The organism is Streptomyces sp. NPDC030820 (genome assembly GCF_055572075.1).
In genome coordinates this window covers 147,353-169,249 of record NZ_JBVIEB010000001.1, presented here as the reverse complement: position 1 = coordinate 169,249, position 21,897 = coordinate 147,353, and the positions used below count along the sequence as shown (strand labels likewise).

The window sequence follows — 21,897 nt, the reverse complement described above, 5'->3', positions numbered from 1 at the left end:
GCCTGCTACCGGTACAGCGCGGCCCGCTCCATCGCGGTCCAGGCCGTGCTGGTGACGACGTACAGCGCGGCGGCCAGCGGTACGACCGCCACGGTGACGAGCGTGAAGAAGGACATGAACGGCATGACCCTGTTGACCGCGCCGAGCCCCGGCACCTGCTCGCCGCCCCCGGCGCCCACCGCACCCGCCGCGAGGGGATGGGCGGCCATCATCCGCTTGGTGCGCCGGTAGTTGAAGGCGGCGACGGCCGCGACGAGAACGAAGAGCCCGAGATAGACCAGCCCTGCCGGCCCGAACACCCCGCCGGCGGCGAGGGCGTCGGCCCAGCGACCGCCCAGCGGCGCCGCGAACAGCCGGTGGCCGAGCAGCCCGTTGCTCGCACCGCCGATCGTGGAGCTGGAGAAGAGGTGGTAGAGCAGGAAGAAGGCGGGCAGCTGGAGCAGGCTGGGCAGACAGCCGGACAGCGGTGACACCTGTTCCTCGGCGTGCAGTTCGAGCACCGCCTGCTGCAGCCGCTTCGGATCCTTGGCGTGCTTCTCGCGCAGTTCGGCGATGCGGGGCTGGAGTTCGGCGCGGGCGCGCTGGCCGCGGGCGGCGGCGCGGGACAGCGGGTGGACGAGGAGTCGTACGAGCGCGGTGAACAGGACGATCGCGGCGGCGGCCGCGGAGGCGTGGAAGAGCGGCTGAAGCAGGTCGGCGAGCTGCTCGACCAGGCGGGCGAAGACGGAGAAGACGGACATGGGTGAGCCCTCCGGGGGGTCTCGTCGTGCCGGAAGTGAACAGAGCGGCAGGACGACCCGCGCGGGGTCACGCATACGAACACGCTGGCAAAGGAGAGACGTGCCCTACGCGGCGGTCGCCGGAAGGGCGTGCCCGGGTGCCCGGGGCCGGCGCCGGCCGGGTGCGTCGGGATCGCGCTGTGGCAGGAAGGCCGTACGCCGGGCCCGGTCGCGGATCGCCGTACGCACCCGGGTGGGCGGGACGGCGGGCGCGCAGCGGGCGGCGATCAGCGCGCACGCGGTGAACGCGGCCCCGGCCGCCGCGGTCGCGGCGAGCGCCACGGTCGCGGAGAGATTGCCGGTGTCGAGCAGCATGAGCGGCAGCAGCAGAAGCAGCAGCGGGGCGAGCGCACGCGACCGCGCGAGACTGCGGATCACTTGACTCCCCCTTCCCACGCTCTCAACCTCCGGTGCCTGTTTGCCCTTTATACAGGTAGAGCCGAACACAGGCAGAGCCGAACACAGGTAGAGCCGACCCGACACCGGAAAGGTCCCCGCATGCCGCGCACTCCCACCTGCGTCCTGAGTGACACGTCTCCCGCACGAGTCGGGGACGGTCACGCGGTGGACCGGTTCGTCGAGATCGGCTCCTTCACCAAGGTGCTCACCGGTACGGCGCTCATGCGCATGGCCGCCGCGGGCCTGCTCGACGTCGACGATCCCGTCGAGCGCTGGCTCCCCGCCGCCCCGCGCACCGGCATCACGCTGCGGCACCTGGCCGAGCACACGTCCGGCCTGCCGCGCCTGCCGCCCGGCGCCGGGGGCCGCGATCCGTACGCCGCGTTCGACGGCGACGCCCTGCGCCGGCTGCTCGGGCGGCTGGACGGGGTCGTGGTCCGGCCGCCGGGGGAGCAGGAGGAGTACTCCAACCTCGGGTACGCGGTCCTGGGCGCGGCACTGGTCGGCGCGGCCGGTGCGCCGTACGAGGAACTGCTCGCCGAGCATGTGCTGCGGCCGCTGGACGTGCATGAGGTGAGCGCACGTCCCGACCCCGGCCGGCGCCTGCTGGCTCCCGGGTTCCTCGGCAGGGACCGCAGGCCCTGGACCATGGACGGGGCGATTCTTCCGGCGGGCGGTCTGTGGGCGACCCCGCGTGCGGTCGCCGATCTGCTGGTCCGGCTGGTGCTGGAGCGTCGGCTGGGAGATCCGGCTCCCTCCTGGCAGACGGCCGGTGCACTGCTCTGGCACAACGGCGCGACCCGTCACGCCTCCGTGTTCGCCGGAGCCATGGCGGACGGCCGGTGGGTGGTCGTCCACCGGCTGGGCGGCCGGTCGGAGGCGACCGACCAGGCCGGGATCGACGTCCTCAGGGGCGCCGGTTCAGGCACCTCCTGACCGGCGACCGGCCACCTCAGGGCACCGCCCGCGGTCAGGCCGGTTCCGTCTCCAGTGGCTCCAGCAGCCGCTTCGGCTTCAGCAGGGCCCGGCTGACCGGGTCCGCCGGATCGGGGTCGAGGCCCGGGCCGGGCGCCATGACCACGTCCTCGACGGGTACGACGACTCCGCAGGCGGGGCATTCGCCGTACGGCCCGAGTTCCGTGCCGCACTCCGCGTGCCGGAAGTACCGCAGTTGTGTCTCGCTGAAGTGCTCGCGGCCCCACAGTCCGAGGGCGCGCAGGGTGGGCCACAGGGCGATGCCGCGCTCGGTGACGACGTACTCGTCGCGCGGCGGGGACTGCTGGTAGCGGCGCTTTTCGAGGATGCCCTCGGCGGTCAGGGTCTGCAGGCGGGCGGCCAGGACGGCGCGCGGGATGCCGAGGTGGACCAGGAAGTCGTTGTAGCGCCGCACGCCGTAGAGCGCGTCCCTGACGACGAGCAGCGTCCAGCGCTCGCCGACGATCTCGAGCGCGCGGGCGATCGAGCACTCCTGTGTCGCGTAGTCCTTGCCCAGTGCCATGCCGTCCACTGTAGCCACTTTCCGACGACTTGGTTCGGTGACCGAACTGATGGTGTTACGGTGGTGAAGGCAGGTCAGTTCAATGACCGAACTTTCGGTTCACCGAGTGATCCACACGTCCCCGCAGGCCCCGGAAGGACCACGCCATGACCGGGCTCGACTCCGCCACCACCACCCCCACCACCTCCGTACGCCGCACGACCGCCCGGGACACCCCCGTACGCCCCCGGGCCACCCTCGCCCTGACCAGCGCGGCCACCGCCGTGGCGCTGATGACGTACACGGCCCCGATGGTCACGCTCCCGGACACGGCGGCCGCCCTGCACACCCCGCTCTCCGGCCAGGCCTGGCTGCTGAACGGCACCCCGCTGGGCCTCGCCGCCCTCCTGCTGGTGGCCGGCAGCCTCGCCGACGACTACGGCCGCCGCCGCATCTTCCTCGGCGGCACCCTGGCCCTCGGCATCACCACCGCCCTCGCCGCCTTCACCACCTCGACCTGGCAGTTCACCCTCGCCCGTATCGGCCAGGGCGCGGCGAGCGCGGCGATCCTGGCCAGCAGCCTCGGGCTGCTCGTGGCAGCCTTCCCCTCGCCACGCGGCCGGCTGCACGCCACTGGCGTGTGGGGCGCCTTCGTCAGCGGCGGCATCGCGGTCGGCCCGCTGGTCGCGGGCGCGCTGCCGACCTGGCGGGTGGCGTACGGCGTCCTGGGCGTCGCCGCCGCCCTCGTGGCCGCGCTGGGCACCCGCACGCTGACCGAGTCCCGCGCCCCGCGCGGCGGCCGGCCGGACGTCCTCGGCGCCCTGACCTTCGGCCTCGCCCTGGTCGCCCTGGTGGCGGCCCTGACCCTGGGCCGCGACGGCTGGCTCCGCGCACCGGTGGGACTGCTGCTGGCCGCCGCCGTCCTCCTGATCGCGCTCTTCGCCGCCGTGGAACACCGGACCGGCACACCGATGATCGACCTCGGCCTGCTGCGCCACGCCCGCTTCCTGGCCTCGGCCGCAGGCGGCCTGTTCACGGGCCTCGCGGTGATCGGCATGTTCAGCTTCCTGCCGGCCCTGCTCCAGCAGACCCTCCGGCTGTCCCCGATCAACACGGCCTGGCTGCTCCTGCTCTGGTCCGGCCTGAGCTTCGCGGTGGCCCTCCAGGTCAAGCACCTGGCCGGCCGTATCGCCCCACGCGCCCAACTGGCCGTCGGCTTCGCCCTGCACACCATCGCCGTCCTGACCATGCTCGGCGCCCTGGCCTCCGGCTCCTGGACCCGGCTGCTGCCCGGCCTGATCATCAGCGGAGTGGGCAGCGGCCTGCTCAACGGCGCACTGCCGCTGCTCGCCGTCGAGTCGGTCCCCCGCGAACGCGCCGCGATGGGCTCCGGCGCCCAGCAGACCTTCCGCTACATCGGCTCCTGCGCCGGCGTGGCCCTGACCATCGCCCTCGCCACCTCCTCCGGAAATCTGGCCCACGGCACGAACATCGCCCTGCTGGTGTCGGCGGTACTGGCAGCGGTCGGCGCGGTGAGCGTGCTGGTGCTGCGCGAGCGGGCGTAGCGGCGCGCTAATGGGGCCGCATGGACACCAGCTTCCCCCACACCGCCATCCGGTAGCGCGAGGTGAACTCGGGGGTGCAGGTGGTGAGGGTGATGTAGTAACCGGGCTGGTCGTACCCGTACCGGGGCCGGACGAGCGAGCGCGGGATCGGGCGGACGACCCCCGAGTCCAGCGCGGAGGTCTGCGGCAGGATCTGGTCGACGGCGTACGTGTACGTCGCCGTCCGCGTCTCCACCTCGATGCCGTCCCCGCGCCGCAGCCGGGGCAGATACCGGAACGGCTCACCGTGCGTGTTCCGGTGCCCGGCGAGCGCGAAGTTGCCCGCCTGCCCCGGCTGCCCGGTCCCCCGGTAATGGCCGACGTACCCCTTGTTGAGGACGTCGGCCTTGCTCACACCCTCCGCGACGGGCACACGCAGTCCCAGCCGGGGGATGGTGAGGACGGCGTACGCCTGGGACCGCCGGGGCAGGCCGACGGGCGTGTACGACCGCTGCGGCGCAGGCGACTCGGAGGCATCCGGGGTCGATACGGGGGCCGTGCGCGGCGAGCTGGAGGCGGCGTTGGGCGCCGGGGCCGCACCACCGGTGCCGTACCCCCCATGCCCCCACTCCCGCTCCAGCGCCTCCACCTGCCGCTCGGCGCCGCGCCGGGCCTCCCGGTTGGTCCACCACAGCTGGTGCACGACCAGCAGCATGAGCAGCACGCCGACGGTGACGAGCGCCTCGGCCCCGCCCCACAGCACGCGCCGCCGCCGGGCACGCCGACGCCGATCGCTGTGCCGTACGACCCGCACACCCGACCATGCCGGCATCCGCACCCACCTCCACGGGCCCCACGGGAGCCGCCGGCAGGGTAGGCGCAACGGGCACAACTGGCCATAGGCGCAAGCGAATCGCCGACTTCGACCGCTTCTTCAACGGGTTTTAGAAACTGGTTTTAGAAACTGCTGCCAGAACCCTCGACAACCCCACCCGCCACCCCCGATGCTTCCCGCTGCCGGAGCGCGCAACGCAGAAGCGGACAGACGGAGAAGCGGACAGACGGAGAAGCGGACAGACCAAGAGGCGGGACAGGCCATGATCCGACGCAGAACCCTGTTGGCCGCAGCGGGCGGCGGCATCCTGGGCAGCGCCCTGGCCACGGGCACGGCGAGGGCGGACGCGACGATATCGATCAACCCGGCGACGACCTACGGAACTTGGGAGGGCTGGGGCACCTCGCTGGCCTGGTGGGCGAACGTCTTCGGGGCGAGGGACGACTTCGCGGACATCTTCTTCACGACGAAGACGACGACGTACGACGGCACGGCGCTCCCCGGCCTGGGCCTGAACATCGCCCGCTACAACCTGGGCGCGTGCAGCTGGAACAGCGTGGGCGGCGAGTCCATGGTCGCCTCCCCCAACATACCGTCCTTCAAGCAGATCGAGGGCTACTGGCAGGACTGGACGAACGAGGACCCGACGTCGTCGTCCTGGAAGTGGACGGCGGACGCGAAGCAGCGCGCGATGCTGCAGAAGGCGACCCAACGCGGCGCGATCTCGGAGCTCTTCGCCAACTCGCCCATGTGGTGGATGTGCCTGAACCACAACCCCTCGGGCGCCTCGGACGGCGGCAACAACCTCCAGTCCTGGAACCACCGCCAGCACGCCTCCCACCTGGCGTCGGTGGCCCTGTACGCGAAACAGAACTGGGGCGTGACCTTCACCACGGTGGAGGCCTTCAACGAACCGTCCTCGTCCTGGTGGACGGCGACGGGCACCCAGGAGGGCTGCCACATGGACGCGACGGTCCAGTCCGCCGTACTCCCCTACCTCCGCAGCGAGTTGAACAAGCGAGGCCTCACGTCGACGAGGATCTCCGCGTCGGACGAAACGAGCTACGACCTGGCCCGCACCACCTGGAACTCCTTCTCCTCGACGACGAAGGGCTATGTGGACCGGGTGAACGTCCACGGCTACCAGGGTTCGGGCGGCCGCCGCGACCTGCTCTACACGGACGTGGTGACGACGGCGGGCAAGGCCCTGTGGAACTCGGAGACGGGAGACAGCGACGCCACGGGCCTGACCCTGGCCGGCAACCTCCTCTACGACTTCCGCTGGCTGCACCCGACGGCCTGGGTGTACTGGCAGGTGATGGACCCGAGCGCGGGCTGGGCGACCATCGCGTACGACGCGAGCACCCTGCAGCCGGGCGCGGTGCAGACGAAGTACTACGTACTGGCACAGTTCACCCGACACATCCGCCCCGGGATGACGATCCTGGACACGGGAGCGAGCTACGCGGCGGCGGCCCTGGACCGACAGGCGAAACGCCTGGTGATAGTCGCGGCGAACACATCGTCGTCGGCGACGACCCTGACCTTCGACCTGTCCCGCTTCTCCTCCGTGACCGGCGGCTCGGGGGGCCTGGTCCCCCGCTGGAACACGGTGACGACGGGCGGAGCGGACCTCTACACGCCGCACTCGGACACGTACGTCTCCGGCAGGTCCCTGTCGGTCCCGTTCGCACCGAAGTCGATCCAGACGCTTCAACTGGACGGCGTGACGGTCTGACGATCTGGACGGTCCAGCGGTCCAGGAGAGATCTGGCAGGAGCCTGACCAGTCCTTACCCCACCCTGTCACCCCTCGGCAGTACGGTGTCCCCCATGCGCCCCGACACGCCTGCCGAGAACGTCGACCACACCGCCGAAGCGGCACGCCTGGAGCGAACCGCCGGACTGTACCCCGAGGACGCCGAGGCCCTGCTGCTGCGGGCGGCGGCCCACCTCGAACTGTCCGGCGACCGCCCCGCGGCCACCGCGCTCTACGACCGCCTGCTGTCCACGACGGACGCCCTGGAGAACCCCGCCCTCGTACGAGCCCTGAAGGCGTCGAACCTCTGGGAGTACGGCCACGAGGCGGAGGCAAGGGCGATCATCGAGGGCATCCGCGTGGCCGCCCCACGCGACCCGGCCCCCTGGTTGATCATCGCGGAGTCCCTGGAGTCGCACGACGAGCTGGAGGCGGCGGCGGAGACCTTCACGGAGGGCGCGAGCCTGCTCCTGCCGGAGGCGGACGACACGGAACCCGCACCCGCCACCCACCCCCTCCTCTACGGCCGCCACCGCGTCCGCCGCATGCTGGGCCTGCCCCACGACACCTGGGACACCCTGGCGGACACGCTCCACACGTCCCCCGTGTCCCTGGACGAACTCCACGACCCCAAACGCGTCTGGTCCCTGGGCTCGGAGAACCCCGCGGAACTCCAGGCAGAAATCACCCGCCTCCAAGCCGAACTGGGCGCCTACCGGGAGGCCCTCTCCCGCCCCTTCCCGGTGGCGGTCCTGCACTGGCCGGCGGGGGAGCTGACGGAACTCCTCTCGGCCTACCCGACCCTGGCCGTGGAGTACCCCTCCCACGACACCCACCTCGCGACCATAGAGTCGTCCCTGCGTGAGCTGTCGTCCTCGGGCACGGCGAACCTGGGCATCGTCACGGGCACGGTCCCGTCGTACGAGGCGTTCGCGGCGTCGGAGGGGTCATCACCGGAGGACGTCACACTGCTGCCGCAGTACGCGACGACGCTGGCGGCTCGGGGGCGGGCGGTCGCCTGGCCGCCGCAGAGGGGAGCCAGGTGTTGGTGTGAGTCGGGGCAGGTATACGCGCAGTGTCATGGCGCTGAGTAGATAGCTCAGCCCCTACACGCGGTGCTACATGTGCGAGGCCCCGGTCTTACTCCTGGCTGGGGCCACCCTTCTGCCGCCACCAGTCCCGGTGATAACGGACATACTCTTCGTGCACCTTGTGCTTCTTGTGCCTGTTGAGTTTCGCTCTGACGTTTTCACCAAACAGGCCAGCACGCAGGACGATCGACCAATCGTCTTCGATGACGATGGCCCCAATGTCAAGGCACACATGGCAGTTAGGGCAAAGACAGAGTATGTTCCTCTCCACATCTGGCCCGTTGTGTGGCCGACCCAGAGGCTTTATGTGAGCACCCTCGCTATAAGGCCTAGCGTCCGGTCCGACCAACCGCAAGCCACATATCTGACACTCATGCTCGTACAACTCCTTGACGCGACGTACAGCGGCAGCATCACGGACAATGCGCTGGATAGACGTACCACGCGTCGTCGGGAACCTTTCTGTATCCGCCCACTCATGCTCGTCAAGCCCTGCGGCGGCTTCTTGCCCATGTAGCAGATCTTGCTGCTCCACCAGCAACGATGCCATCTCCCGCTCTACAGGGGTCTGCTCCTGCTCGGGCAGGGGCAGCCGCTCCAAATCGAACTGGCATATCTCTATTGGGGAACCATCTGGGGCTGACGATATAGAGAGGGCCGTACGAACCTCCGTGATCGTGTACAACCCGTCGTACCTGTAAGCGTCGGGCAGCGAGTAGCGCTCATCCCCGTCTGGCCCACGAATGATACGGATGGGGTACTTCCGCTCAAAGCTTAGCTTGAGGGCAGCATTATCCCGGTACTCCCAAGATTGACTGCGCAGGAGCCTCTTACCGTCGTTCGCTTTGTCCTTGTTCGGTGAAGCGCCCGTGTACGTAACTCGAACCCAATCATCCTGATCGTCTTCGTAACCGCCATTCAAGACAATCGCGTCCGCAACGTAACTGCCATCAGAATCTCTTAGTCGAGAGATGCCTCGCTGGGTGTCGCCATGCAGCTTGGCGCGCAGTACGTCCGTCCGGCGCCGAAAGACCGCCCCAGAAACTACGCCGTCTATGTGACCGATGACTCGCTCTGCCATCGTCCCATAGTGACGCAAGATGATCACTCGTGTCACATGGTTGCGCAAATCTGGCCACTCCCTCTGGTCGCTGGCCTTGGGAGGTGGTCATTGGCAGATTCGTTCCACCCATCGACCCTCCTCAACCCGACCGACCTGCAGGCCTGTCACCTCCTCATGGAACAGATCTGCCCATCACCGCTTGAGGCGCATCGGTACGCTGCCCCCATGATTCGCGCAGTCGTCTTCGACGTAGGTGAGTGCCTGGTAGACGAGACCCGGGAGTACGGGACCTGGGCCGACTGGCTGGAGGTGCCTCGGCACACGTTCCACGCCATGTTCGGGGCGGTGATCGCTCAGGGACGGGACTACCGGGAGGTCTTCCAGGAGTTCCAACCTGGGTTCGACCTCTACGGGGAGCGGGAGAAACGGGCCGCCGCAGGGCAGCCGGAGACCTTCGGGGAAGAGGATCTGTACGCCGATGTCCGCCCCGCCCTCGCGCGGCTCCGGGCTGACGGAGTGTGGCTTGGCATCGCTGGGAACCAGACTGTCCGGGCAGGACGCATCTTGCGCGAGCTGTTCTCAGACAATGTGGATCTGATCGGTACCTCGGACGACTGGGGAGCCAGCAAACCTGATCTTGAGTTCTTCAAGCGGGTTGCCGCGGCCGTGCCATTCGACGTCGGCGAGATCCTTTATGTCGGGGATCGCTGCGACAATGACATCCGCCCGGCGCGTGAGGCAGGCATGCATACGGCGCTCGTGCATCGCGGGCCTTGGGCCACAATTCAGTGGCACTCCCAGGAGGCCAGAGAGGTGCCTACCTTCCGGGTAGAGAGCCTGCTGGAACTGCCAGAGGTGCTCGGCAAGTTCAACCACTCAGGGCGCTGAGCGTCGTCGACCAGTCGTACAGCCTGTCGTCGAGGTCACGTACACAGCGCTCGTGCTGGTAGGGCGCCAGCGCGCGGCGGACCTCACGTACTCGGTCCATGCCGGTGGCGTACCAGGTGACGGCCAATTGATCCAAAGCCTTACCCGCGTACTCGCAGGCCTGCTCCGGTTCACGTGAGGCCGCTTCCACCGCTGCCAAGTCGCCATAGATCACCGAGCGCTGTTTGTCCTCGGCCGGTGTCATCGCGGCCAGGGCCTGAAGCAGACTCTCGCGGGCCTGCGGGAGGTGGCCCGCGATCATCTGCGTGTTTCCCTTGAAGGCGGCCAAGCGGGCCGGGGAGAACCAGTCCATCCATTCCGGCGAGGCGTGTTCGTTGCCAGCCGCCAGGGCGTCCTCAGCGTGTCCGATGAGGTGCAGAGCGGTGCGCGTATTGCCGCACCTGGTTTCGCATTCGGCCTCCACCGCGTCAAGCCAGGCAAGGAATTCGGATGATGCCGAGGCCCGCCGGGCGTAGGTGCGAGCCGCTGTCATCCGCTCCTGAGTTCCGTCACGGTCCGCCACCCAGCCGGGGATGAACGCCATGTGCGCGAGGATTGCTGAGCCGAGCAGCGGATCGTCGGCCTCGCCTGCGGCTTGCAGGGCCAGAAGCAGGGTGGCGTTGGCAGCACTTGGTTCGCGGAGGTCGAAGAATTCGATCCGACCCGCCAGGAGGTAGGTCTCCGCCAGCGCGGCCGCAGCCGTTCGACGCGTCGAGTCCGAGGTGTCGGGAAGCAACGCGCACCCCAGTCTCGCGTGAGCGACGACAGCGGGGTGGAGTTGGGGCGGGGCGACGGACCAGTAGAGCCTGCGGTGAGACCGAGTGACCGCCTGAAAGTCGGCGCCGGCCGTTGAGGGCTGCGGCGCTGCGGCGGCTCGGCGAGGCAGGGATGCCACAGCGGCCGCGCCCCCGCCAACGGCGGCGCGCCGCGTGGGCTCCGTGCGCTGCGAGCCGTTCGAGCCCCACGGAGGCATGAATCCAAGTGCCTCCATGCTTTGGCCCAGCAGGTGAACGAGCACCCTCTGGCAGTCCGGTTGTGGCCAGGGCGGACTGTCCGACTCCCAGCGGCGAACCTGTCGTACCCCGATCGACAGCCCTCGAAGGCCCATACCCTGGGCGTGCCGGGTCAGCGCCTCTGCCAAGTCTTGCTGGGAGTTGAAGCCGGCGGCTACTCGAGCGGCCTTGAGTCGAACGTTACCGGTGGGCCTGGGCACGCGGTCACCTCCTGCTGCGGCTCCTTCAACACTCCCACACTCCGTCCTCTATTGGGCGCAGTTTCCCCCACAAGAGTCGATGAAGGCCCTGTTGGTGTCCTATCTGAGACCTCCTTAAGTCCTGGATTGCGTCATTGAGTTATCGGACGCTTAGGCACGTACTCGACCGGGACTCAGCACTGGGATGGTCCATTGGATACGCAAGAGGCCTTGGACAGGGCGGTTGGCGAATGGCTCGCCCGTACTCATCCGAGACCCGAACAGGCGCAAACGGAGTGGGCGACTCAAGGCGTCGCGTTACTGCCCCTGGGCGTTCGGTTCGCTGCCGTACGCATGCCCGCAGACGTAGTGCACGCCGCTGTAGGTTCGGGTGACCCCGACCATGTGGCGCCCGCACTTGGTTTGTCGCTGGGGGGCTCGATCATCTACGACCGCCGCGCTCTGGGCGGAACGTACTACGCCTTGATCCAGGCGCACACTGGTCTGGTCTGGGCGTATGACGACATCGCCACGTGTCTAGGCGAGGGCACCTACCTCGGAGTACCTCGACTCGACCAACAACAGCCACCGGGCACCTACTGGGTTATTCCTCCGCGCTTCGAGGGCGACCTGTGCGCGCCCCGATCGATCATCGCTCTCGTGGAGTTGGGGCGCTCCCGGCTGGCCACCTCATGTGCCAAAACCTGGTCCCTCACAGGTACGAAACACAAAGGTGAGTAGGTAGCTGAGGACATGGCGATGCCCGCTGACTCTGAAGCTGAGGCGGTCCGTCTCCGGCTCCTTGCCAACCGCCCGCTCATGACCATCCGCGTGTCACAGGACTCCGGGAACAGCTGGGGACCCGAGCGTGCGGTATTCGCCACGGATGACCTTCCGCCCCTGATCACTTCCGAGTGGCCGCCGTGTCGGTGCCGACGGTGTGGCGGGCGCGGTAGGGGCTCCGGGCGCTGAGACATCTGCCTCCCCCCATGAACTCCCGCCCTCGAGGGCGGCGGCGGTCAGTCATGGCCGCGATCAGTTGAGCAGGAAGGTGCAGTGATGCTGGACGGAAACAAGCTGTATGGGCTCGACATCAGCGGGGCTTCCTTCGTGAAGGCCTGTGGAGGGCCCTGCACCGAGGGGTGCGTGACCCTGGCCCGGATCGGCGACGATGCCTGGGCGCTGGGTGACAGCAAGCGGCCGGATGTGGAGCCGTTGCGGTTCACCACGGAGGAGCTGGCCGTGGCCGGGATCGATCCGGCGCGGTTCGGGCTGTCCGTCTGATCCCGTCCTCTGACCGGTTCCGGCTCCCGTACGAAGGTCGGGACCGGTCCCTCTCGTTCTTCGACACCCGACAGGAACGTCCGGTGCACTACCACGGCTATGTGTGGGTCGGGGCGAAAGAGCGCTTCGACCAGGAGGCTCTCCGGCGGCCTCCGTATCCCGAGCCGCCACCGGCCGGGAGCAGGCCTGAGCTGATCGAGCGCTATCGCGAGGTGGCGGCGGCGTTCCCGACCGTGGATCTTCCTCCCTTGGAGACGGCGAACTGGCTCGTCAAACCAGGTTCTTTGGTGCGCGGCACCTGGGATGAGCCGAAGGACGCTGCCGCCTGGGTGGGGGCGCGCGTGGCCGAGTTCGTGCCGCGGTTTGCCTCCGAACGTGCGCGGAGCTTCATCGATCTCGCTTTGCTGGTCAACTCCACTGCTGCGAACCTGATTTCCGGGTGCGACGTGTCGCTGGGGTTCTACCTTGAGCGACCTTCGTACCTGTCGCTCGCGGTGGTGACGTGTTCTCCGAACCGTTCGAAGTCCGAACTGACGTGCCCCTTTGACCGGGGAGAGACAACGGGGCGAAGTTGATTCCCTGGCAGGAGCGGCTGTCCACCGGCACGGAAGACACACAGGACGAAGTGATCCGCTGGTACCGGCAGACGCGGCATGTCAAGGCGTATGTGCCCAACATGATCTGGGACACGCTCCAGACGGAGGCCTACGCGCACGTGATCCTTCGTCAGGTCGTCGATTTTCTCGGCGTGCTGGACGACGTGGCGGAGGGCATTGCCAAAACGCATGGAGCGGCAGCAGGTTCTGTACGACGGGGAGCATCACTACGACGTGATCCTCGGCGAGCAAGCCCTGTACACCAATGTCGGGGGGCCGGAGGTCATGCGTGAGCAGATGGTGAATGAGAGCCAGCAGGGCGGGGAGTCCGGGAGCCACGCTGTCTGATGGTGTGTGGCATGCCACGGGCGGAGTAATGGCGCTCTTGGGCCGTTTGGCCGCTCACGCTGTGCTTGTTGATCACGGTCGCCGGCAGCGAGTCCTTCCGTCTCCAGGCCACCCGCGACGAACGCCGCACCGCCCGTTGACCACCCAGCCAGGAGCCAGCATGAGCATCACCGTCATTGCCGACCCGACCAAGCCCGGTTCCCTCGCCCACCGCGCCCGCACACGGCGATGGGTAGAACTACTGCGCTACTTCCCCGACCTGGCCGACATGCGCGTACTCGACCTCGGGGGCACTCCACACGCCTGGCGTCTCTCACCAGTCCGCCCCGCTCACGTGGTGACCGTCAATCTCGACCCCAGCACCGCGCACCACACGGAACCCGACGTCACCTCTCTCGTCGCGGACGCCTGTACTCTCCCCGCATCAGGTCACCTGGCAGGCGAACGGTTCGACCTTGTCTATTCCAACTCCCTCATGGAGCACGTGGGCGGCCACCGCCAACGACAGCAATTCGCCGAAACTGTCCACTCCTGCGCAGATCACCACTGGATCCAGACGCCGTACCGATACTTCCCCGTCGAGCCCCACTGGCTCTTCCCCGGGATGCAGTGGCTTCCCTTCCGTGCCCGCGTCGCCGTCTCACAACATTGGCCCTACGGACACATCCCGCGCGCCAACCGACCACAAGCCACCCAAGACGTCGAAGAGGTCGAACTACTGTCCGCAACCGAGATGCGGTCCTACTTCCCTCAGTCCCAGCTCTGGTTCGAGCGATTCGCCGGCCTTCCCAAGTCGCTGGTCGCCAGGAAGTAGCAGTGAAAATGGTCCCTCCTAGATCGCGCCTGTGAGGGACGCGGACCAGCAGAGCCCGGGGAAGAGTCCAACGCGACGCCATGTCTTGTCCATGTGTCGCTCGGGTTCTACCTGCAGGCGCCGCAGTGGTGCGCGGCGCCCGGTGCCTGCTGCGTTACGCCGTCGGGGCCAGGTCCGCTCGGCCGAAGAGGAGGGCGTAGCCCGGGGGGAGTTGGGTGAGGAGGCGGGTGGTCAGGGGGTCGCCCATCCAGTTCGCCAGGACGCTGAGGACCGAGCTGACGTCCCAGCGGGCCGTCGCGGGGGTTGCGCCCTCGATGCGCGTTGCCACCGACTCCACGAACTTCCTTGCCGTCAGGGGGTGGGTCGCGGGGATCTGGGAGGCGATCACTCGGGCCGCTTCCCGGGGGAGGGACTGAGCCAGGGCGACGCGTTCGTCGCCGGTCACGTGGCCGCCCAGGGCCGAGAGGACTATGCGGGTCACGCGTTCCGCCTCAGCCCTCGTGGTGTACTGACCCGCCTCGCGCACCCGTTCCGTCAGTTCGTGCCAGCGCCTGGTGTCGGTGTCACCGTCACGGGCCGCCGGGGCGGACGGGGTGGGGATCGTTGTTCTCGGCTGCGGGGTCGTCACGGTCATCGTGCTGGCTCCTCCTCCGGGACACGTCGGGGCACGGGCAGGGCCGGTGCCCCGTGATGCGGGAACATGAGCGGGAGTTCGGGCGCGCTCGCGGTGGTGCGCGGGCAGGTCGGCGTCCCGGGTCCCGCTCGTGACCCGGGACGCCCTGTGCCGTCAGCCGCCCGCCGGGCGGGCGGTCAGCCGCTGATCTGCTTGCGGCCGGCGTCGCCGCCCGTGATCTGGATGCGGCGTGGCTTGGCCGCTTCGGCCACCGGGATGCGCAGGGTCAGGACGCCGGCCTCGTACGACGCGTCGATGCGGTCCGTGTCGAGGGTGTCGCCGAGGAACAGCTGGCGGGTGAAGGTGCCCTTGGGGCGCTCGGCGACCAGCATCTCCGCGTCCTCGGGGGCCGGGCTGCGGCGCTCGGCGCGGACGTTGAGGACGTTGCGCTCGACATCCAGCTCGATCGTCTCCGGGTCGATGCCCGGCAGATCGAAGTGGACCAGGAACTCGTCACCCGAGCGGTAGGCGTCCATCGGCATCGCGGCCGGGCGCGTGGCCTCTCCGAAGAGCTGCTGCGTGAGGCGATCGATTTCACGGAAGGGGTCCGTGCGCATGAGCATCACAGGTCACTCCTCTCTACAGGGACTGGGATGCGATGCCCTCCGGCTTCTTATATAACTCCAAGAGGGAAAGTTGACAAGCCTCGACTCAGGTTGGGCGGGTCGGCTGACCTGCGCGTTAGCCTCGGCCGCAGAGACAACGCAAAAGTGGAGAAAGAGGAGGCAGTCGTGGCCAGGGTTCCCAGTGCAGTCGTAGCCGCCACCGGGCTTGTCGGTGGGTACGGCGTGGCCCGTTGGACCAAGAAGCGGCAGCTGGGCGGAGCCGTGCTGGCCGTCGCCGGGGTGGCTGCCGCCCAGCAGTGGCGTGCGCAGGCCGGCGGGAAGGCTGCGGGTGCGCTCACCGCCGCTTACGTCGCCGCGTTCGCCGGATCGCACCCGCTTGCCAAGAAGGTCGGCGCCTGGCCGTCGGTCCTCGGTGTCGCCGGCGCCGTCGCCCTCGCCTCCTGGGCCGTCGCCGACCGCCGGGGCTGACCCGGGGCGCCGGCACTTCGGCGCCCACTACCTGCCGGGCACGTCCGATCTCAGCGGCGAAGCGGCGGTCAGGGGTTCGTGAGCTCGCGTCCCCTCACTGCGTCAGCGATTCGGCGACCAGCCGCCAGATCTCCGCGGCGAGGTCCATGTTGCCGCTTGACTGGGCCTGCTCGGCGAGGTCGCGCAGGCCGGTGATGGCCTTCTCGCGGTCGCCCTCCATGAGCAGCACCCGGTTGCGCAGTACGTCGAGCCTGATCCGTTCCTGATAGGGGGTCAGGTCGTTGAAGTCCTCGAGCTGGGTGAGCAGCGTGCGCGCTTCGGCGGGGCGGTCTTCGGCGACAGCCACGCGGGCGCGCAGGGCCAGCAGTTGCTGCTCCATGGCGGGCGTACCCGCGAACGGCATGCACGCCTGGACTTCCTCGACGTGGCGCTGCGCGTCCTGGGTCTTCGGCGGTTTCCGCATGAGATCGAGCCGGGCCGCGCTGATGCGCAGGCCCATCCACACCGTGAGGTCGTCCCGGCCGCTGAACCCGCGGATGGCCCGGTCCATCAGCTCTGCGGCAGCATCGAGATCACCCTGGCGGGTGCGGATGTTGGCCATGGTCCACAGGGCCTCGGCCCAGCGCACTCCGGACTGTCCCTCGACCAGGGCGAGCAGCTCATCGCAGTGTCGCGCGGCATCGGGAAGCCGCCCGGCCTCGGCGAGGGCCGACACCAGGGCCAGCAGCGTGGACGTCAGCACCCGGTCGGGAAGGTCTTCGCTCTTCGCCAGCTCGTAGGCGCGCGTCGAGGTGGAGACCGCGTCGTCGATCTGGCCGGTGCTGCGCATGCAGCGGGCCAGCTCGGCCAGGGCCCGGGCCCGCAGCTCGGGCAGTCCGATGTCGTCGCTGAGCGCGACCAGCTCGTCGAGGCTCTCCCGCTGTTCGGCGAACTCCCAGCGCCGGCGGCGCCACTCGGCGACCTGCCACAGCGCCTGCCAGCGAAGGAGCGGATCCTCGCCGCCCGACGCCTTCAGCGCCTCGGCGAGCGTCTCGCCGGCTTCGTCCTGGCCCAGGCCGGTGGCCAACGTCAGGCTCTGCACCAGTGACGTGGCCGTGGACTCCGCCAGCTCGGCCGGGCTGATGCCCAGCTGGGCGGCCAGATGTGCCACGGCCCGCTCGGTGGGCTGCCGCGCGCCGGACTCGAGCCGGGACAGATAGCCGGCCGACATGCCTTCGCCCGCGAGGGCGGCGAGGGTCAGGCCCCGCTCGGTCCTCAGTTGCCTGAGTCGGCGGCCGAAAACCGGCTGCTCCAGCATGTCTGAACTCCCGCGGGTGGCGACGTCGTACGACGTCCGGCTGATCCCTTCACCCCGATCCTAACCCGCTTGCCCACACGCTGGCAATTGTTTGCCCTAGGGCAGCCGCTCCTCTTGAGCGATTCAAGCCGACTTGGCAATCGCTTATGGCAACTACTTGCCAACCTCATGGCAAGCGCCGTAGCGTTCCTGTCGTCGCCAAACGCCGTACACGCCGTACACAAGGAGATTCGTGATGGGACAGAACAACCGCGGCTTCGCCGAAGCAGGACTGCGCCGGCTGCACGACGTACTGACGCGGCATGTCGAATCCGGGAGGATTCCCGGGCTCGTCGCCCTGTTCAGCCGGGGAGACGAGACGCACGTCGAAGCGCTCGGCACGATGCACCACGACGGTGGCGCGCCGATGCGCCGGGACACGATCTTCCGGATGGCCTCGACGTCCAAACCGGTCACGATGGCCGCGGCGATGGTCCTGCTCGACGAGTGCCGGCTGCGGCTCGACGACCTGGTGGAGCCGTGGCTGCCGGAACTCGCCGACCGGCAGGTGCTGAAGCGGATCGACGGCCCGCTGGACGACACCGTGCCGGCGCGGCGGCCGATCACCGTACGGGACGTGCTGGCCTCCACGTTCGGGCTTGGCATGGATATGACCTCGCTGGGCACTCCGATCATGAACGCGGTCTTCGAGCAGGGGCTCACGCCCAATCTGCCGGAGCCGATGCCCGAGCAGGACGAGTGGATGCGCCGCCTGGGCACGCTGCCGCTGATGTACCAGCCAGGGGAACGCTGGCAGTACCAGATCAGCAACGACCTGGTCGGCGTACTCGTCTCCAGGGTCACCGGCCAGTCCTTCGAGAGCTTCCTGCGTGAGCGCATCTTCGAACCCCTGGGCATGAAGGACACCGGTTTCCACGTGCCCGCCGACGACATCGACCGGCTGCCGACCCTCTACGCCCCCGACCCGCAGACCGGCGAGTTCATCGTGTGGGACGAGGCCAAGGGGGGACGCTGGAGTGCGCCTCCGGCGTTCCAGAGCGGCGGCGGCGGTCTGGTGTCCACCGCCGACGACTACCACGCCTACTTCCGGATGCTGCTGAACGGCGGCCTGCACGAGGGCCGACGGATCCTGTCCCGGCCCGCCGTCCGGCTGATGACCACCAACCGCCTCACACCCGAGCAGAACGCCGCCCGCAACGCCATGGCCCGCGACAACGTCCACGTGTCCTTCGGCCAGGGGCAGCACGGCGGCTGGGGCTTCGGCATGGCGGTGCGCACCTACCGCGGTGACTACGCGCCCGTCGGCCAGTTCGGCTGGGACGGCGGAAGCGGCACCTCGACCTACGCCGACCCCGACAACCAGCTCACCGGCATCCTGCTCACCCAGGTCGGAGCATCCGTCCCGGATTCGGTGCTGCTCATGCACGACTTCTGGACCACGCTCTACCAGGCCATCGACGACTGACACCGACCGACCACCCGACTGATACCGACCGACCACCCGACGTCCCCGTGGCCCCGCCTGTCGTCCGACGGGAGGGGCCGCGTCGTCCGGGCCGCCGGCCGCGCCCCACGCCCCGCCCGGCACTCCGGTCGACCTCGAAAACCCTTCGTCACTCCGCCGGAATGACCTCACCTCGCCGGAACGCCCTCCGATACGCCTGCGGGCTCGTCCCCACCACCCTCCGGAAGCGTTCCCGGAAAGCCGTCGGCGAGCCGAAGCCCGTCTGGGCGGCGATGCGCTCCACCGGGTACGGCGTCGTCTCCAGGAGGTACTGGGCACGGCGTACCCGGGCCCGGTGCAGCCACTGCAGCGGTGTCGTGCCGGTCTGCTCACGGAAGCGGCGGTTGAGGGTGCGGGTGCTCATCCCCGCCCGGGCCGCGATCTCGTCCACCGTCATGTCGCGGTCGCAGTGGTCCTCCAGCCAGTGGAGGAGCGGTTCCAGGGTGGCACCCGACGGTGCCGGGGGGAGGTCGTGGACGATGAACTGGGACTGACCGCCCTCCCGTTCCAGCGGCATCACCGACATGCGTGCCGCGTGCGCGGCGACCGCGGAGCCGAAGTCCCTGCGGATCATGTGCAGGCACATGTCCAGCGCCGCCGCCGCGCCCGCCGACGTCAGGAACTGGCCGTTGTCGACGTACAGGACGTTCGGGTCCACCGTCACCTTCGGGTACCGCGCCGCCAGGTCCCCCGCCGCGCACCAGTGGGTCGTCGCGCGCAGGCCGTCCAGCAGGCCCGTCGCCGCGAACAGGAACGCGCCCACGCAGATCGAGGCGATCCGGGTGCCGTTCGCCGCCGCCGCGCGAAGGGCCTCCGGCACTCCCGGCGGTAGCTCCTGCGGCACTTCCGCCACGCCCGGCAGGATGATCGTGTCCGCCTCCGCCAGCGCCTCCAAGCCGTACGGCGCCCGCACCATGAAGGCCCCCGCGCTCACCTCCCCCCGCACCGAGCACACCCGCACCCGGTACGGCACCCGGCCGTCGGGCAGCCGAGCCCAGCCGAAGGTGTCGACGGGAGCGGAGAGGTCGAAGGGGATGACGCCGTCCAGCGCCAGTACGGCCACGGTATGCATGGCAGGATCCTAGGCCTACGACGGATTGCGGCCGATGGCGCCCATCAGTGCCGCAACCGCGCAAACCGCCTGTCTCCCCCCCCTGGCGGGAATCCGTTGAAGCCTGGCACTCCCGCCACTTCTGCAAGATCCGTCCGCCGCCTACCGTCACCGCGTGACCAAGTTCCTCCTCGCCGTCCACGTCCTGGCCGCCATCGTCGCCGTCGGCCCCGTGACCGTCGCCGCCAGCATGTTCCCGCCCGTCGCGCGCCGGGCTCTCACCGCGCCCGGCGATCCCGGTGCCGGCGGCACGCTGCACCTGCTGCACCACATCTGCCGGGTCTACGCCCTCGTCGGCGTCGTCGTCCCGGTCTTCGGGTTCGCCACCGCGAGCGAGATGGGCGTGCTCGGGAGCGCCTGGCTCATCGTGTCGATCGCGCTGACCGCCCTCGCCGCCGTCGTCCTCGTCGCGCTGGTGCTGCCCGCCCAGGGCGCGGTGGTCGAGGGCCGGGGCACGAACCCCGCGCGGCTCGCCATGTCCACCGGCATGTTCAACCTGCTGTGGGCCACCGTGACCGTCCTGATGATCGTGCGGCCCGGCTCCACGACGGGGGCCTGACGGCACAGGCGCCCTACGGCGTACTCGGCGCCGACGGCCCCTGCGCACCCCCCACACCAGGCGCACCCCGCGTCGCCGCCCTGGTCCGGCTCGCCACCGCCGTCAGCGGCCGGGCGATGTCCTCCAGGGAGCGGCGCTCCGCCCGCACCGCCAGGAAGGCCGCGACCAGGCCCGCCGCGCACATCAGGGCCGCGCCGATCGAGAAGGCCAGGACCGTGTCGCCGACCTTTCCCGTGCCGGTGAGGTCGGCGAACAGCAGCGGGCCGCTGATGCCGCCGACCGCCGTGCCGAGAGCGTAGAAGAACGCGATGGACATCGCCCGCGTCTCCATCGGGAAGACCTCCGAGACCGTCAGATACGCGCTGGAGGCGCCCGCCGAGGCGAAGAACAGCACCGCGCACCAGCAGGCCGTCAACGTGCCCGCGTTCAGCACGCCCCGGTCGAACAGCCACGCCGTGCCGAACAGGAGCAGACCCGACAGCAGATAGGTCGAGGAGATCATCACCCGGCGGCCCACCGTGTCGAACAGCCTGCCCAGCAGCAGCGGGCCGCAGAAGTTGCCGACCGCGATCACCGCGAAGTAGTAACCGGTGTGGCCGGAGGGCACGTCGAAGAACCTGGTCAGGATCGCGCCGAAGCCGAAGGTGATCGCGTTGTACAGGAACGCCTGGCCGATGAACAGGGAGAAGCCGAGGACCGCGCGCCTGCGGTAGTGAGCGAAGACCGTGCGGGCGATCTCCCGGAACGTCACGCTCCTGCGCTGGTGGATCTCCAGCTCGCCCCGCGGCTCGGGCAGCGTCACGCCCTTCTCCCGCTCCACCCGGCGCTCGATACCGGAGACGATCTCCTCCGCCTCCCGGTCCCTGCCGTGGATCAGCAGCCAGCGCGGGCTCTCCGGGACGTGCCGCCGTACCAGCAGGATCACCAGCGCCAGGACCGCCCCCAGGGCGAAGGTCAGCCGCCAGCCGACGTTCCTGGCCAGCAGATCCGTGTCGAGCGCCACGATCGACAGCAGCGCGCCGCCCACCGCGCCCAGCCAGAAGCTGCCGTTGATGATCAGGTCGACCCGGCCGCGGTGGACGGCCGGGATCAGCTCGTCGATCGCCGAGTTGATCGCCGCGTACTCACCGCCGATGCCGAAGCCGGTCAGAAAGCGGAACAGGAAGAACCACCAGGCCTCCCAGGAGACGGCGGTCAGCGCCGTCGCCGCCAGGTACACCGCCAAGGTGATCATGAAGAGCTTCTTGCGGCCGTGGCGATCGGTCAGCCGGCCCCAGAAGAGGGCGCCCGAACAGGCGCCGGCCACATACAGCGCAGCGGCCGTGCCGGTGATCTGCCCCGCCGTGATCGACACCCCGCTGCCCGGTTCGGCCAGCCGGCCGGCGATGTTGCCGACGACCGTGACCTCCAGGCCGTCCAGGACCCAGACCGTCCCCAGGCCGATCACGATCGTCCAGTGCCAGCGGGACCAGGGCAGACGGTCCAGCCGGGCGGGAAGGTCGGTGATGACGGTCCGGCCCGTCCCGCCGGGCCCGCCGGTCTGCGGTGCCGGCGTCCGCGCTGCGGCCATGGGCTCCCTCCTCGCCGAAGGACGTCCCCCTACATACGGGAG

The 21,897-nt window shown here is 69.3% G+C and carries 23 protein-coding genes; 12 read left to right on the top strand and 11 right to left on the bottom strand.

What is annotated here, in order from left to right:
* Positions 1-5: 5 nt before the first annotated feature.
* Together ACZ418_RS00765 and ACZ418_RS00760 are read right to left on the bottom strand one after the other, a co-directional pair.
* Positions 6-740: a YidC/Oxa1 family membrane protein insertase gene (locus tag ACZ418_RS00765; RefSeq protein WP_468354812.1), complete on the bottom strand. Its 735-nt coding sequence runs from the start codon at positions 738-740 to the stop codon at positions 6-8.
* Positions 741-845: 105 nt separating this feature from the next.
* Entirely contained in the window at positions 846-1,157 is a 312-nt protein-coding gene (locus ACZ418_RS00760; RefSeq protein WP_468354809.1) for a DUF6412 domain-containing protein, read from the bottom strand.
* A gap of 186 nt (positions 1,158-1,343) precedes the next feature.
* On the opposite strand from ACZ418_RS00760, the gene ACZ418_RS00755 reads away from it, so the two are divergent.
* Entirely contained in the window at positions 1,344-2,114 is a 771-nt protein-coding gene (locus ACZ418_RS00755; protein ID WP_468354806.1) for a serine hydrolase domain-containing protein, read from the top strand.
* Between the two features lie 34 nt (positions 2,115-2,148).
* On the opposite strand, the gene ACZ418_RS00750 is transcribed toward ACZ418_RS00755, so the two are convergent.
* Positions 2,149-2,676, bottom strand: a complete 528-nt coding sequence (locus tag ACZ418_RS00750) for a winged helix-turn-helix transcriptional regulator (RefSeq protein WP_468354803.1) — start codon at positions 2,674-2,676, stop codon at positions 2,149-2,151.
* 146 nt (positions 2,677-2,822) lie between these two features.
* Between ACZ418_RS00750 and ACZ418_RS00745 the strand changes: the two genes are divergently transcribed.
* Positions 2,823-4,220 carry an MFS transporter gene (locus ACZ418_RS00745; protein WP_468354800.1) on the top strand — a complete coding sequence of 466 codons (1,398 nt, stop codon included), beginning with the start codon at positions 2,823-2,825 and terminating at the stop codon, positions 4,218-4,220.
* Between the two features lie 7 nt (positions 4,221-4,227).
* On the opposite strand, the gene ACZ418_RS00740 is transcribed toward ACZ418_RS00745, so the two are convergent.
* The gene (locus ACZ418_RS00740; protein ID WP_468354797.1) at positions 4,228-5,031 is read right to left on the bottom strand and encodes a class E sortase; all 804 of its coding nucleotides are present in this window, start codon (positions 5,029-5,031) and stop codon (positions 4,228-4,230) included.
* A gap of 265 nt (positions 5,032-5,296) precedes the next feature.
* Between ACZ418_RS00740 and ACZ418_RS00735 the strand changes: the two genes are divergently transcribed.
* Complete coding sequence (locus tag ACZ418_RS00735) at positions 5,297-6,772, top strand: glycoside hydrolase (RefSeq protein WP_468354794.1); 1,476 nt, start codon at positions 5,297-5,299, stop codon at positions 6,770-6,772.
* 94 nt (positions 6,773-6,866) lie between these two features.
* The gene (locus tag ACZ418_RS00730; RefSeq protein WP_468354791.1) at positions 6,867-7,886 is read left to right on the top strand and encodes an SEC-C domain-containing protein; all 1,020 of its coding nucleotides are present in this window, start codon (positions 6,867-6,869) and stop codon (positions 7,884-7,886) included.
* Positions 7,887-7,932: 46 nt separating this feature from the next.
* On the opposite strand, the gene ACZ418_RS00725 is transcribed toward ACZ418_RS00730, so the two are convergent.
* Complete coding sequence (locus ACZ418_RS00725; RefSeq protein WP_468354788.1) at positions 7,933-8,964, bottom strand: YDG/SRA domain-containing protein; 1,032 nt, start codon at positions 8,962-8,964, stop codon at positions 7,933-7,935.
* A 207-nt stretch (positions 8,965-9,171) separates the two neighbouring features.
* Here ACZ418_RS00725 and ACZ418_RS00720 point away from each other — a divergent pair, with 207 nt between their 5' ends.
* Entirely contained in the window at positions 9,172-9,834 is a 663-nt protein-coding gene (locus tag ACZ418_RS00720; RefSeq protein WP_468354786.1) for an HAD family hydrolase, read from the top strand.
* Here the strand turns inward: ACZ418_RS00720 and ACZ418_RS00715 are convergent.
* Positions 9,815-11,086 carry a transcriptional regulator gene (locus tag ACZ418_RS00715; RefSeq protein ID WP_468354783.1) on the bottom strand — a complete coding sequence of 424 codons (1,272 nt, stop codon included), beginning with the start codon at positions 11,084-11,086 and terminating at the stop codon, positions 9,815-9,817. The two genes, ACZ418_RS00720 and ACZ418_RS00715, sit on opposite strands and share 20 nt — an antisense overlap.
* Positions 11,087-12,124: 1,038 nt before the next feature.
* On the opposite strand from ACZ418_RS00715, the gene ACZ418_RS00710 reads away from it, so the two are divergent.
* From ACZ418_RS00710 to ACZ418_RS00695, 4 genes are all read left to right on the top strand, one after another.
* On the top strand, positions 12,125-12,349 hold the full coding sequence (locus ACZ418_RS00710) for a DUF397 domain-containing protein (RefSeq protein WP_453312386.1): 225 nt from the start codon (positions 12,125-12,127) through the stop codon (positions 12,347-12,349).
* An 83-nt stretch (positions 12,350-12,432) separates the two neighbouring features.
* On the top strand, positions 12,433-12,924 hold the full coding sequence (locus ACZ418_RS00705) for a hypothetical protein (RefSeq protein ID WP_468354780.1): 492 nt from the start codon (positions 12,433-12,435) through the stop codon (positions 12,922-12,924).
* Between the two features lie 210 nt (positions 12,925-13,134).
* Entirely contained in the window at positions 13,135-13,293 is a 159-nt protein-coding gene (locus ACZ418_RS00700) for a Scr1 family TA system antitoxin-like transcriptional regulator (protein ID WP_468354777.1), read from the top strand.
* 160 nt (positions 13,294-13,453) lie between these two features.
* Positions 13,454-14,107 carry a methyltransferase domain-containing protein gene (locus ACZ418_RS00695; RefSeq protein WP_468354774.1) on the top strand — a complete coding sequence of 218 codons (654 nt, stop codon included), beginning with the start codon at positions 13,454-13,456 and terminating at the stop codon, positions 14,105-14,107.
* A 154-nt stretch (positions 14,108-14,261) separates the two neighbouring features.
* Here the strand turns inward: ACZ418_RS00695 and ACZ418_RS00690 are convergent, their stop codons facing one another.
* Positions 14,262-14,741 carry a DUF2267 domain-containing protein gene (locus ACZ418_RS00690; RefSeq protein ID WP_468354771.1) on the bottom strand — a complete coding sequence of 160 codons (480 nt, stop codon included), beginning with the start codon at positions 14,739-14,741 and terminating at the stop codon, positions 14,262-14,264.
* Positions 14,742-14,917: 176 nt separating this feature from the next.
* The gene (locus ACZ418_RS00685; protein WP_468354768.1) at positions 14,918-15,343 is read right to left on the bottom strand and encodes an Hsp20/alpha crystallin family protein; all 426 of its coding nucleotides are present in this window, start codon (positions 15,341-15,343) and stop codon (positions 14,918-14,920) included.
* 168 nt (positions 15,344-15,511) lie between these two features.
* Between ACZ418_RS00685 and ACZ418_RS00680 the strand changes: the two genes are divergently transcribed.
* The gene (locus ACZ418_RS00680) at positions 15,512-15,814 is read left to right on the top strand and encodes a hypothetical protein (RefSeq protein WP_323374794.1); all 303 of its coding nucleotides are present in this window, start codon (positions 15,512-15,514) and stop codon (positions 15,812-15,814) included.
* A gap of 94 nt (positions 15,815-15,908) precedes the next feature.
* Here the strand turns inward: ACZ418_RS00680 and ACZ418_RS00675 are convergent, their stop codons facing one another.
* Entirely contained in the window at positions 15,909-17,111 is a 1,203-nt protein-coding gene (locus tag ACZ418_RS00675; RefSeq protein WP_468354765.1) for a helix-turn-helix domain-containing protein, read from the bottom strand.
* Positions 17,112-17,346: 235 nt separating this feature from the next.
* On the opposite strand from ACZ418_RS00675, the gene ACZ418_RS00670 reads away from it, so the two are divergent.
* Entirely contained in the window at positions 17,347-18,576 is a 1,230-nt protein-coding gene (locus ACZ418_RS00670; protein ID WP_468354762.1) for a serine hydrolase domain-containing protein, read from the top strand.
* A 148-nt stretch (positions 18,577-18,724) separates the two neighbouring features.
* Here the strand turns inward: ACZ418_RS00670 and ACZ418_RS00665 are convergent, their stop codons facing one another.
* The gene (locus ACZ418_RS00665; RefSeq protein ID WP_468354759.1) at positions 18,725-19,687 is read right to left on the bottom strand and encodes a GlxA family transcriptional regulator; all 963 of its coding nucleotides are present in this window, start codon (positions 19,685-19,687) and stop codon (positions 18,725-18,727) included.
* Between the two features lie 154 nt (positions 19,688-19,841).
* On the opposite strand from ACZ418_RS00665, the gene ACZ418_RS00660 reads away from it, so the two are divergent.
* On the top strand, positions 19,842-20,285 hold the full coding sequence (locus tag ACZ418_RS00660) for a hypothetical protein (RefSeq protein ID WP_468354756.1): 444 nt from the start codon (positions 19,842-19,844) through the stop codon (positions 20,283-20,285).
* A 13-nt stretch (positions 20,286-20,298) separates the two neighbouring features.
* On the opposite strand, the gene ACZ418_RS00655 is transcribed toward ACZ418_RS00660, so the two are convergent.
* Positions 20,299-21,855 (bottom strand): MFS transporter, encoded by a 1,557-nt coding sequence (locus tag ACZ418_RS00655; RefSeq protein ID WP_468354753.1) that lies wholly within the window; start codon positions 21,853-21,855, stop codon positions 20,299-20,301.
* Positions 21,856-21,897 lie beyond the last annotated feature (42 nt).